The following is an 11606-nucleotide window of genomic DNA, read 5'->3' as shown; positions in this document are numbered from 1 at the left end:
CGGGCCGTCCCCTCACTCGCGGGGACGGCCCGACCGGTACGACGACGAGAACGCCCGGCCGGTCCTCACGGACGGTCCGGGCGTTCTCGCATTTCACTGGCGGTGGCGGCGGGATTTGAACCCGCGGAGGGCGTAAACCCTCACACGCTTTCGAGGCGTGCTCCTTAGGCCACTCGGACACGCCACCGCCGAGTAGGGTACAGGACCGCCGGTCCGGACGCCGAACCGGTATGCCGCCGGCTGGCCTGGCAGGATCTTTGCCATGAGTACGCACATCGGCGCGAAGCCGGGAGAGATCGCTGAGCGGGTCCTGATGCCGGGCGACCCGCTGCGGGCCAAGTGGATCGCGGAGACCTACCTCGAGGACGCCCGGTGCTACTCGACGGTCCGCGGCATGTTGGGCTTCACCGGCCGCTGGAACGGCATCGAGGTCTCCGTCCAGGGCTCCGGCATGGGCATGCCCTCCGCCTCCATCTACGCCCACGAACTGGTCAACGAGTACGGCGTGAAGTCGCTGATCCGGGTGGGCTCCTGCGGAGCCCTCAGCGAGGACCTCCAGCTGCGGGACGTGGTGGCGGCGATCGGGTCGTCCACCGACTCGAACATGAACCGGATGCGCTTCGACGGGCTGATCGACTACGCGCCGGTCGCCGACTTCGGGCTGCTGCGTACGTCGGTCGAGGTGGCCGAGCGGCGCGGCATCACCATGCGGGTCGGGCCGATCCTGGCGGCGGACGCCTTCTACTCCGACCGCCCGGACCTCTACGACGCGCTCGCCGACTACGGCGTGCTGGCGGTGGAGATGGAGTCCGCGGCGCTCTACACGATCGCGGCGCGGTTCAAGGCCCGTGCGCTGACCATCCTGACGGTCAGCGACCACATCAAGACGGGCGAGAAGACCACGTCACAGGAGCGCGAGCAGACCTTCAGCCAGATGGTGGAGATCGGCCTCGACACGATCATCGCCTGACCGCTCTGTTAAGAGGGGCCCCCTGCTATGCACCAGGCGTTAACAGGGGGCCCTTCCTTACACCTTCAGCACACCTTCAGCGGAAGAAGGCGCGGAGCACCGCCGCGCTCTCGGCCTCCAGCACCCCGCCGTAGACCTCCGGGCGGTGGTTGAGGCGACGGTCGCGCAGCACGTCCCAGAGGGACCCGGCCGCGCCGGTCTTGGGTTCCCAGGCGCCGAAGACCACGGTGGAGACCCGGGCCAGCACCAGGGCGCCGGCGCACATCGTGCACGGCTCGAGGGTCACCACCAGCGTGCAGCCGTCCAGCCGCCAGCGGCCCAACCGCTCGGCGGCGCGGCGCAGCGCCAGCACCTCGGCGTGCGCGGTGGGGTCACCGGTCAGCTCGCGTTCGTTGCGCCCGATCGCGAGTTCGACACCGTCCGGGCCGTAGAGCACCGCGCCCACCGGAACGTCACCGGCGTCGGCGGGGTCCGCCGCCGGAAGGTCCGGCCCGGTGACGGCGACCTCCAGGGCACGGCGCATCCAGAGGTCGTGTCGCTGCCGGCGGCCGGTACCGGTCGGGTCGGCCAGCCCCTCGTGGGCACCGGGGCCGACCCGAGCGGGCCGGCCGGGCGTGGGCTGGCCGGGTCGGACGGTCTCCAGCGCCGGATCGGTGGCGTCGGCCGGCTCCCCGCCGCCGGTCGGGACCGGCCCGCCGGGCTCAGACCTCACGCAGCTCCTCGATCTCGTCGGCGCAGCCGAGCACGGCGCAGATCTCGGCGGTGACGTCCGCGGGCATCATGCCCTCGTGCCCGCAGAGCTTCAGCAGCTTCTGCGCCGAGATGCCCAGGTCGGCGAGGATGTCGGCGTCGCCGACCGGGTCGGCCTCCGGGTCCACGGCGGGCTGCTCGCTGTCGTCGTCGCCGGCCGCCGGGCGTGGCTCCTCGGTATCGTCGAGCCCCGTCACCGAGGTCTTGAGGTCACCGACGAGCAGGGCACCCAGTCGGGACTCCTCGGCGTACGCGGAGTCGGAACCGAAGATCCGCAGGTCCTCCCCGTCGTCGAGCCGCAGGATCACCAGGTAGGCGTCGTCCGCCTCGACGAACAGCAGCGACAGGTCGGCGTCCACGTCGACGTCGCGCAGGCGGTCGGCGACCTCCTCCAGGTCGGTCACGCCGCGCAGGCTCACTTCGGAAGCGGTCCAGCCGCTCTCGTCGCGCACCACGGCCGCCGCGAAGTACGACACGGTCCCCCCAAAATGCCTCGGCGCCAGCACGCCGATCCGTTACGCGTGCACGTTAGCCGGTCCGATCGGCAGGCGAACGGTCAACGCCCCGAAGGGCTCGTCAATCGTGGGAAAGTCGGGTGCTCAGCCCGCGACGCAGCGGCGCGTGGCGATCAACTGCCGTAGCTGCTGGGTGCGCAGGCGGCGCGGTCGTTCCCGCTGGCGTACCGCCCGCGCACCGGCCAACTCGGCGATGAGCTGCTGGCGACGACGGCTGCGGTCGGGGTCGAGCCGCGGAGTGGTCCAGGCCATACCGCCGAGGGTGCCGAGTCCGGACGGCCACGTCAAGATGGGTTTCGGGGCGCAGCCGGACCGCCACGGAACGCAGTGGCCGGGCGGCCGGAGGGGGCGTGGAACGAGGCGGTCGGGCCGGTGGTCACCAGAGCGGCCAGTCACCGCTCGTCGCCCAGCGTGCGGCCACCACCGCCGCGGCGATGCTCCACCCGCCGGCGGTCACGATGGCGATGCCGGCAGCCACCCCCCGGTCGCCGAAGCGGACCAGCAGCAGTGCGACCAGCCAGGCCAGCCCACCGGCGAGGACGGTCCACCAGGCGTACCGCGGCACGCTCGTGCCGAGCAGCCCGAACAGGAGCAGCCAGGCGGCCGCGCCGGCTCCACCGAGGGCGACGCCCGCGCCGGTCACCGGGTGCGGTTCGCGGTAGGTGGGCCGTGACGGGGGGCCGGACGGGAAGAGACCCGAGAGGGTACGCGGGCGGTAGTCGGGATGGGGGTGGGGCGTGAACGGCTGCCCGGTCACCGTCGCTCCTCCCGCCGTAGGGACCTCCTTCCACCGTACTGGTCTGTCAGGATGATCCGATGCCCCCGCCGCCGATCGGACGCCGTCGCGCGTACCCGGTCCTGCTGTTGCTCGTGCCGCTGGTGGCCGCCGCCTGCGCGACGACCCGGCCCGGGGCGGCGCCGGGCAGCCCCATCCCCGTTCCCACCCCCACGGCCCGCCCGGACGCCCCGGTCACCGCCGCCCAGCCGGGTCCGACGGCCGCCGCGACGCCGGGCCGTCCGTCGGCCGTGCCGACCCGCGCCGGGGTTCCCCACGTCTTTCCGGTACGCGCCGGCAAGGTCGCCTACCACCCGACGCACTCGGCGTACCCGGGGACGGACATCTTCGCCGACTGCGGTGAACCGGTCGTGGCGGTGACCGACGGGACGATCCTGGAGGTCAGCCGGGTCGACCGGTTCGACCCACGCGGCCCGCGGGGTCCGCACAACGGGGGTCTGTCGGTCTCGCTGCTCGGCGACGACGGGGTGCGCTACTACGGCTCGCACCTGACCGGGATCGCCGATGGCATCGACGCCGGGGTGCGGGTCCGGGCGGGGCGGCAGCTCGGGACCGTCGGCCGCACCGGCAACGCCAACAACGTGTGCCACCTGCACTTCGGCATCTCCCCGCCGTGCACGGGTCGGGACGGCTGGTGGATCCGGCGCGGCGTCGTCTGGCCGGCGCCCTACCTGGACGCGTGGCGCCGGAAGGTCAACCGGGAGCCGGCCGCCGAGGTCGCCGCCTGGCACCGCCGGCACGGCTGCCCGAAGGCACCCGCCACCGCCCGGTAGGCGGACTCCGCCGTCTCCGTCGGAGCGGAACCGGGTCACCGGGTTTTCCGACATCCGTGGTTCATCGGACGGAAACATTGACGTGAGTCTTGCTGCTCGACTAGCGTCCGGCGGCAAGAGAGCGCTCTCTGAGGCAGCTTTCCTCACAATTCCGACTCAGCGACGCGTCCGGCGCAGCCGGGCGCCCGCGAGGGAGGCACCGTGACACCTCGTGCGCCACACCGCACCTGGACCCTGGCCGCCACCACCGCCCTGGCCCTCGTCCTCGGCGCCCTGGCCGTCGTCCACACCACCCCGGCCGAGGCCGCCCCCGTCGGCGCCGGCAGCTACACCACCGACCAGGTGGGGCCGCTCCCCACCGGCTGCGGAGACCTGTCCACCAACCCCCGCCAGTTCGTCACCGCCGACGCTCCGGCCGGTCCCGTCCCCACCAACGACTGGTGGTCGTCCCTGCTCTGGAAGAGGACGAACTGCGCGTACAGCGAGCCGCTGCACGCGCACCCCCTCTCCTACCAGCCGTTCGGCGACGGCCTCGGCTTCTCGGCGACCTCCACCCCCACCGTCACCGGCACGGCGACCGGCGTCGGCGAGTACAAGTACGCCTACGCCGAGGACATCCGCGTCGGCGTGGCCGCCCTCGGCGCACCGGTCGTCAAGGTGGACGGCTGGACCGACTGGACGGTCACCCCGTACTGGAGCGACGGCGCACGCACCATGCGCGCCACCATCGGCCACGGCCTGCCGTTCACCTACTTCCGCACCAGCGGCGGCGCCGCGCAGATCAACCCCACCGGTGGCAGCCCGACCATCTGGACGAACAGCGGCTCCACCATCGGCTTCACCGTCCGGGGCCACGACTACGTCGCATACGCGCCGACGGGCGCGAGCTGGACGGTCAGCGGTGGCCGGATCACCTCCGACCTGGCCGGCAGGGGCTACTTCTCGGTCGCCCTGCTGCCCAGCCAGGGTCTGGACGCCACCGCCCGGGCGCAGCTCGCCACCACCTTCGGCACGTACGCGCACGCCCACGTGACCGGGACGCGGGTCTCCTACACGTACGACCAGGGGGCCGGGCGCGTCGACACCACGTACGCGTTCACGACGACACCGCGGGAGGGCACCACCACCCGGACGGTGGTGAGCCTCTACCCGCACCAGTGGAAGTCGTTGGCCGGCTCCACCCCGCTGGCGCCGACCTACCCGTCGGCGCGGGGCCGGATGAAGGTGCTCGCCGGCGTCGACCAGTTCCGCACGTCCATGCGGTTCCAGGGGGTGCTGCCGGAGGTGCCGGCCGTCGCCACCGGCACCGGGGCCGACCTGACCACGCTGCGCAGCCACCTGGCGGCGGCGCGGGCCAACCCGATGGACCAGCGCGGCGGTGACACCTACTGGACCGGCAAGGGCCTCGGGCGGGCCGCCCGGATCGCCGAGATCGCCGACCAGGTCGGGGACACCGAGACCCGTACGGCCGCCCTGAACGCCATCCGCGGCACGCTCAACGACTGGTTCACCGCCGCACCCGGCGAGACCGCCAAGGTCTTCTACTACGACCGGAACTGGGGCACCCTGATCGGCTACCCGGCGTCGTACGGGTCCGACCAGGAACTCAACGACCACCACTTCCACTACGGCTACTTCATCGCCGCCGCCGCGACCCTGGCCAAGTTCGACCCGGCGTGGGCGAGGCAGGAGCAGTACGGCGGCATGGTCGACCTGCTGATCCGGGACGCCAACAACTACAGCCGCGCCGACAACCGCTTCCCGTACCTGCGCGACTTCGACATCTACGCCGGCCACGACTGGGCCTCCGGCCACGGCTCCTTCGCCTCCGGCAACAACCAGGAGTCGTCGTCCGAGGGGATGAACTTCGCCAACGCCCTCATCCAGTGGGGACAGGCCACCGGCAACACGGCCGTCCGCGACGCCGGTGTCTTCATGTACACCACCCAGGCGGCGACCATCCGCGAGTACTGGTTCGACGCCGACGACGAGAACTTCCCGGCGGCGTTCGGGCACTCGACGGTCGGCATGGTGTGGGGCGACGGCGGCGCGTACGCCACCTGGTTCAGCGCCGATCCGGAGATGATCCAGGGCATCAACATGCTGCCCGTCACCGGCGGCCACCTGTACCTCGGGCAGGACCCGGCCTACAACAAGGTCAACTACGCCGAACTGGTCCGCAACAACGGCGGGGAACCGACCGTGTGGCAGGACATCCTCTGGCAGTTCCTCGCCCTCGGCGATCCGGACGCGGCGCTGGCGAAGCTGCGGGCCAATCCCGGGTACGTCCCGGAGGAGGGGGAGAGCCGGGCGCACACCTTCCACTGGATCCGCAACCTTGCCGCGCTGGGCACCGTGGACACCGGTGTCACCGCCAACCACCCGCTGGCGGCGGTCTTCACCCGCAACGGCGCACGGACGTACGTCGCCAGCAACATCACCTCCGCCCCGCTGACCGTCACGTTCTCCAACGGCACCCGGGTGGACGTGCCGGCCGGTCGTACGGTCGCCACCGGCGCGGTCACCTGGAGCGGCGGTACGGCCACCGGCGGCGTACCGCCCACCACCACCCCGCCCACGACGGCGCCGCCGACCACGGCACCACCCACCACCGCACCACCCACCACGCCGCCGCCGACGCCGGACTCGCCGACGCAGTACCTGCTGCCCGGCGGTCGCCTGGGAGCGTCGGGAAGCGCGGCGACGGTCACGGTGGCGAGTGCGGGCGGCGCCAACCGCGACGGCACGCCGACCAACGCCCAGGTGTTCACCGCCACCGGTCTCGATCTGGCGTACGCCGGCGGCCAGACGACCTTCGACCTGTTCCTCGACGCCGGCAGTGCGGTCGGCAACGGGGTCCAGGCGCGGGTCTCCTACGACCTGACCGGTGACGGGAGCTGGGAACGGGTGGAGACGTACCGCTACTTCGCCACCGACCCGGTCCCCGGGTACGAGCGCTACACGCAGAACGCGGGCCTGCTCTCCGCTTCCGGCACGCTCGGCAACCTGTCGAACGGCACGGTCAGGGTGGAGGTCTGGTCGGCCATCGGGAACCACCCGACGACCCTCGCCGTCGGCGACCGGTCCCTCGTGAAACTGCCCCACTCCTGACCCGCACCGCCACCCGTTCCGCGCCGCCGGTCGTCCCCCGACCGGCGGCGCGAGCGCGTAGGTTGGGGGGTCATGAGCGCCCGGGACCCCATCGCCGACCTGCGCCGGATCGCCTTCCTGCTGGAACGGGCGAACGAGGCGACGTACCGGGTGCGGGCCTTCCGGTCGGCGGCGACCGCGCTGGCCGCGCTGCCGGCCGCCGAACTGGCCGAGCGGGCCCGCACCGGGAAACTCACCGAGCTGTCGGGGGTCGGTGACGTCACCGCCCGTTGCGTCGCCGAGTCGCTGGCCGGCGAGGAACCGGTCTACCTGCGCCGCCTGCTCTCCACCGAGGGCACCGACCTGGACGCGGCGGCGACCGAGCTGCGTACGGCGTTGCGCGGCGACTGCCACACCCACTCCGACTGGTCCGACGGCGGCTCGCCGATCGAGGAGATGGCGCTGGCAGCGGTGGAGTTGGGCCACGAGTACGTGGTGCTGACCGACCACTCGCCGCGCCTGAAGGTCGCCCGGGGGCTGACCGCCGACCGGCTGCGCCGGCAGCTCGACCACGTGGCGCAGGTCAACGAGGCGCTGCCCGAGGGCTTCCGGATCCTCACCGGCATCGAGGTCGACATCCTCGCCGACGGTTCGCTCGACCAGGACGAGAAGCTGCTGGCCCGCCTCGACGTGGTGGTCGGCTCGGTGCACAGCGGCTTGAACGACGAACGCGGGAAGATGACCCGGCGGATGCTGGCCGCGATCGCCAACCCGCACCTGGACATCCTCGGTCACTGCACCGGGCGGATGGTGTCGTCGCGTCCGGCGGGCGTGAAGGGCCCCGGCGACCGGGCCCACCGCGCCCGGAGCCGGGCCGAGAGCGACTTCGACGCCGACGCCGTCTTCGCCGCCTGCGCGGAGCGGGGCGTCGCCGTGGAGATCAACTCCCGCCCGGAACGGCAGGACCCGCCGAAGCGGTTGATCCGCCGTGCGCTGGAGGCGGGTTGCCGGTTCGCCATCAACACCGACGCGCACGCCCCGGGCCAGCTCGACTGGCAGCGGTTCGGCTGCGAACGGGCCGCCTTGTGCGGCGTGCCCGCCGACCGTGTCGTCAACACCTGGTCCGCCGAGGACCTCACCGCCTGGACCGCTACCCACTCCTGACCCGGTCCGGTCCGGCCCCGCCGGCCCGGCGCCGTCCGGTCCGGCCCCGCCCGGCCGGTGTTAAGAGGGGCCCCTTCCTCTACCGGAGACGTTAAGAAGGGGCCCTTCCTTACACCCGGACGGCGGGCGCGGCGATGCCGGTCGGGATGGGGGTCCGGCGGCGGCCGACCAGGCCCTGGGAGACGGCCACACCGAGGAGGACGACCAGCGCGCCGACCGGCTGGTGCCACGTCATCCGCTCGTCCAGCACGACCGCGCCGACCAGCACCGCGAAGAGCGGGATCAGGTACGTGACCATGGAGGCGGTGCTCGCCCCCGCGACCCGGATGTTCCGCAGGTGGATCACGAAGGCCAGGCCGGTGCCGAGCGCGCCGAGGGCGACCACGCTGGCCAGGACCTCGGGTGACAGCGTCGTCGGCACCGGCGGGGCGCCGGCCACCAGCGGCGCGACCACGGCGAGCTGGGCCGTCGCCACCAGGAGCTGGGCCGCCGAGAGCGAGACGCCCGAGAGCGCGCGGCCCGCGATGAACTTCTTCTGGTACGGGATGGCGACGCCGTAACAGGCCGCCGCGGCGAAGCACATGAGCTGCCCGGTGAAGTGGGCCCCGCCGACGCCCTCCCACACGCCGAGCACGACCAGCACACCGGCGAAGCCGAGCGCGAGCCCGATCGCGCTGCGGGCGGTCAGCCGCTCGGTGCGGAACACCAGGACCGCCATGGGCAGCACGACCAGCGGGGTGGTCGCGTTCCAGATGCCGGCGAGCATCGACTCGACCCGCTGCTCGCCGTAACCGAAGAGGGTGAAGGGGAGCGCGACGCCGAGCGCGGCGATCACGAAGAGATGCGCCCAGATCCGGGGCTCACGGGGCAGCCGGTCCCGCAGCACGGCGAGCACCACCAGCAGCGTCACCGCACCGGCGGCGACCCGGTAGAGGGTGAGGTGCAACGGGTGCAGCTCCGCCACGCCGACCTTGATGAACAAGAAGCTGGATCCCCAGATCGCGCCCAACGCGACGAAGCCGGGCAGCCAGCTCCGCAGCGCCGACCGGTCAGGGGTGAAGTCGGTGGTCACCCCTGACACTCTGCCCCTGGGGTACGACGAAGTCCCGCGCTTTTCGGCCACCGTGTCCTGCGCCACAGAAACCGCCTACGCTGGTGACGCGTTGACCACCCGGAGGAGGTGCCCCACGGCAATGCCGCTGCCTTTCGACCCGCTCGTCGACCTCGACGGCATGTGGACGACCGAGCTCGCCGATCGATACCTCCCGTTGCCGGAGCTACCCGATGCGCGCTACGAGTGCATCGACGGGAGGTTGGTCATGACGCCCGCCGAGGTCGGCACGAACAGCTACGGCGAGATCGAGCTCGCCCATCTTCTGAAGCCAGCCGCGAAGGCGCACGGGTTCTACGTGTTCGGGCAGGTGAACCTGACCTTCTCGCAGCGGCGCTGGATCCAGCCGGACGTCACCGTCCTGCACGCACTGCCGGCGACGGACGAGGAGGACCGCTGGATCCCGGCCCGCCTCTGCACCATGGCGGTCGAGTTCGTCTCACCCGGCAGCCGCCGGCAGGACTTCGTCGACGAGCCCATGCGGTGCGCGGAGGGGCGGGTGCCGTACTTCATGCGGGTGGAGGTCTCCCGCCGGCTGCGGCACGCTGCGGTCGAGCTGTTCGCCCTCGGCGCGTTCGGCGGTTACGACACCGTCGCGAAGGTGGTCAGCGGCGAGCGACTCCGGTCCGACCTGCCGTTCCCGATCGACTTCGACCCCGCCGACCTGCTTCCCTGAACACGTAAATCAGGGTCGACAACCGGCCCGTGAAGTCCCGTAGGGTCGCAGCGTGGGACGAATCGATGACATCGCGAACCGGTACGTTGCCGACTGGGCGCCGCTGAGCCCGACCGGCGCCACCTACGTCGGCATCGCCGGCTACGACGACCAGCTCGACGACATGTCGCCGGACGGTTACGCGGCCCGCGCCGAGCTGACCCGGCGGACCGTCGCCGACCTCGACGTGACGGAGCCGGAGTCCGAGGCGGAACGGACCGCCCAGGAGGCCATGCAGGAGCGGCTCGGCCTCGAACTGGCCCGGTACGACGCGGGCGAGTCGACGAGTGAGGTCAGCGTGATCACCAGCGGGGTGCACGACCTGCGCTCGGTGTTCGACCTGATGCCGACCGAGGGCGCGGACGCCCAGGCCAACATCGCGGCCCGCCTGAACGCGTTCGCGGGCGCGGTGGAGGCGTACAAGACGACGCTGCGTGAGGAGGCGGCGGCCGGACGGGTCAGCGCGAAGGCGCAGTTGCTGGAGGTCGCCAAGCAGTGCGACATCTGGGTCGACCCGAACGGCGACAACTTCTTCCACGGGTTGGTGGAGCGGCTGGGCGCGGACGGCACCCTCGGTGCCGAGCTGCGCCGGGGGGCGGCGGCGGCCACCGCGGCGACCGCCGAGTTCGGGCAGTTCCTCCGCACCGAGCTGGCGCCGCGCGGGCGGGACAAGCAGGCCGCCGGTCGGGAGCGCTACGAGCTGGCCTCGCAGTACTTCCTCGGCGCGAAGGTCGACCTCGACGAGACGTACGCCTGGGGGTTCGAGGAGCTGGCCCGCCTGGAGGCCGACATGCGGGCGGTGGCCGCGCGGATCGTCGGCCCCGGCGCGACGGTCGACGAGGCCGTCGCGGCGCTGGACGCCGACTCGGCCCGGACCATCCAGGGCAAGGAGGCGTTCCGGGACTGGATGCAGGCCCTCGCCGACAAGGCGATCAGCGAGCTGCACGGCACCCACTTCGACATTCCGGAGCAGGTCCGCCGGATCGAGTGCTGCCTCGCGCCGACCAGCGACGGGGCCATCTACTACACCGGTCCCAGCGAGGACTTCTCCCGGCCGGGTCGCATGTGGTGGGCCGTGCCGCAGGGCATCACCGACTTCTCGACCTGGCGCGAGGTGACCACGGTCTACCACGAGGGCGTGCCGGGTCACCACCTCCAGGTCGGGCAGACCGCGGTCCGGGCCGAGAAGCTGAACCGCTGGCAGCGGCTGCTGTGCTGGGTCTCCGGGCACGGTGAGGGTTGGGCGCTCTACGCCGAGCGGCTGATGGACGAGCTGGGCTACCTGGAGGACGCGGGCGACAAGCTCGGCATGCTCGACGGGCAGGCGTTCCGGGCCGCACGGGTGATCGTCGACATCGGCATGCACCTGGAGCTGGAGATCCCGCGCGACAACCCGTTCGGGTTCCACCCGGGTGAGCGGTGGACGCCGGAGCTGGGCTGGGAGTTCATGCGGGCGCACTGCCGCGTGCCGGACGAGAACCTGCGGTTCGAGCTGAACCGGTACCTCGGCTGGCCGGGCCAGGCGCCGTCTTACAAGGTCGGCGAGCGGATCTGGTTGCAGGCCCGGGAGGACGCGAAGGCCCGCAAGGGCGCCGACTTCGACCTCAAGGATTTCCACCGGCAGGCGCTCGACCTGGGCTCGCTCGGGCTCGACCCGCTGCGCAAGGCGCTGGGCCGGCTCTAGCGCCGGACCGGTCGGTGCGGGGCCGGTGGACCAGCCGG

General features: G+C 72.3%; 11 protein-coding genes and 1 tRNA gene. 6 read left to right on the top strand and 6 right to left on the bottom strand.

Annotated elements, in window-relative coordinates:
• Positions 1 to 97: 97 nt before the first annotated feature.
• Positions 98 to 187 (bottom strand) — tRNA-Ser (locus ACTMSW_RS28300).
• A gap of 75 nt (positions 188 to 262) precedes the next feature.
• Between ACTMSW_RS28300 and deoD the strand changes: the two genes are divergently transcribed.
• Complete coding sequence (gene deoD / locus ACTMSW_RS28295; RefSeq protein ID WP_441183773.1) at positions 263 to 970, top strand: purine-nucleoside phosphorylase; 708 nt, start codon at positions 263 to 265, stop codon at positions 968 to 970.
• Positions 971 to 1046: 76 nt separating this feature from the next.
• On the opposite strand, the gene ACTMSW_RS28290 is transcribed toward deoD, so the two are convergent.
• The 4 genes from ACTMSW_RS28290 to ACTMSW_RS28275 form a co-directional block, all read right to left on the bottom strand.
• The gene (locus ACTMSW_RS28290) at positions 1047 to 1493 is read right to left on the bottom strand and encodes a nucleoside deaminase (RefSeq protein ID WP_441183886.1); all 447 of its coding nucleotides are present in this window, start codon (positions 1491 to 1493) and stop codon (positions 1047 to 1049) included.
• Positions 1494 to 1671: 178 nt separating this feature from the next.
• Positions 1672 to 2196, bottom strand: coding sequence for a tRNA adenosine deaminase-associated protein (locus ACTMSW_RS28285; RefSeq protein ID WP_441183772.1), 525 nt, complete (start codon positions 2194 to 2196; stop codon positions 1672 to 1674).
• A 123-nt stretch (positions 2197 to 2319) separates the two neighbouring features.
• Complete coding sequence (locus ACTMSW_RS28280; protein ID WP_441183771.1) at positions 2320 to 2487, bottom strand: hypothetical protein; 168 nt, start codon at positions 2485 to 2487, stop codon at positions 2320 to 2322.
• 124 nt (positions 2488 to 2611) lie between these two features.
• Positions 2612 to 2992, bottom strand: coding sequence for a hypothetical protein (locus ACTMSW_RS28275; protein ID WP_441183770.1), 381 nt, complete (start codon positions 2990 to 2992; stop codon positions 2612 to 2614).
• Between the two features lie 59 nt (positions 2993 to 3051).
• Between ACTMSW_RS28275 and ACTMSW_RS28270 the strand changes: the two genes are divergently transcribed.
• The 3 genes from ACTMSW_RS28270 (at position 3052) to ACTMSW_RS28260 (ending at position 8058) form a co-directional block, all read left to right on the top strand.
• Positions 3052 to 3804 carry a M23 family metallopeptidase gene (locus ACTMSW_RS28270; RefSeq protein ID WP_441183769.1) on the top strand — a complete coding sequence of 251 codons (753 nt, stop codon included), beginning with the start codon at positions 3052 to 3054 and terminating at the stop codon, positions 3802 to 3804.
• A gap of 201 nt (positions 3805 to 4005) precedes the next feature.
• On the top strand, positions 4006 to 6915 hold the full coding sequence (locus tag ACTMSW_RS28265; protein WP_441183768.1) for a glycosyl hydrolase: 2910 nt from the start codon (positions 4006 to 4008) through the stop codon (positions 6913 to 6915).
• Positions 6916 to 6987: 72 nt separating this feature from the next.
• A complete protein-coding gene (locus ACTMSW_RS28260; protein WP_441183767.1) occupies positions 6988 to 8058 on the top strand; it encodes a PHP domain-containing protein in 1071 nt (356 codons plus the stop codon).
• A 109-nt stretch (positions 8059 to 8167) separates the two neighbouring features.
• Here the strand turns inward: ACTMSW_RS28260 and ACTMSW_RS28255 are convergent, their stop codons facing one another.
• Positions 8168 to 9130, bottom strand: a complete 963-nt coding sequence (locus ACTMSW_RS28255; RefSeq protein ID WP_441183766.1) for a DMT family transporter — start codon at positions 9128 to 9130, stop codon at positions 8168 to 8170.
• A gap of 121 nt (positions 9131 to 9251) precedes the next feature.
• Between ACTMSW_RS28255 and ACTMSW_RS28250 the strand changes: the two genes are divergently transcribed.
• Positions 9252 to 9845 (top strand): Uma2 family endonuclease, encoded by a 594-nt coding sequence (locus ACTMSW_RS28250; protein WP_441183765.1) that lies wholly within the window; start codon positions 9252 to 9254, stop codon positions 9843 to 9845.
• A gap of 52 nt (positions 9846 to 9897) precedes the next feature.
• Positions 9898 to 11568, top strand: a complete 1671-nt coding sequence (locus tag ACTMSW_RS28245) for a DUF885 domain-containing protein (RefSeq protein ID WP_441183764.1) — start codon at positions 9898 to 9900, stop codon at positions 11566 to 11568.
• The last annotated feature ends 38 nt before the right edge of the window (positions 11569 to 11606 follow it).

It is taken from the genome of Micromonospora sp. BQ11 (genome assembly GCF_052068135.1).
In the GTDB taxonomy this organism is placed as follows: domain Bacteria; phylum Actinomycetota; class Actinomycetes; order Mycobacteriales; family Micromonosporaceae; genus Micromonospora.
Note: the sequence above shows the minus strand (reverse complement) of the source record. Positions and strands in the feature narration are given on the sequence as shown.

Excerpts from the sequence above, each read along its gene's own strand:
- deoD (WP_441183773.1), top strand. The coding sequence starts at position 263 with ATGAGTACGCACATCGGCGCGAAGCCGGGAGAGATCGCTGAGCGGGTC.
- ACTMSW_RS28290 (WP_441183886.1), bottom strand. The coding sequence starts at position 1,493 with ATGCGCCGTGCCCTGGAGGTCGCCGTCACCGGGCCGGACCTTCCGGCG.
- ACTMSW_RS28280 (WP_441183771.1), bottom strand. The coding sequence starts at position 2,487 with ATGGCCTGGACCACTCCGCGGCTCGACCCCGACCGCAGCCGTCGTCGC.
- ACTMSW_RS28270 (WP_441183769.1), top strand. The coding sequence starts at position 3,052 with ATGCCCCCGCCGCCGATCGGACGCCGTCGCGCGTACCCGGTCCTGCTG.
- ACTMSW_RS28260 (WP_441183767.1), top strand. The coding sequence starts at position 6,988 with ATGAGCGCCCGGGACCCCATCGCCGACCTGCGCCGGATCGCCTTCCTG.
- ACTMSW_RS28250 (WP_441183765.1), top strand. The coding sequence starts at position 9,252 with ATGCCGCTGCCTTTCGACCCGCTCGTCGACCTCGACGGCATGTGGACG.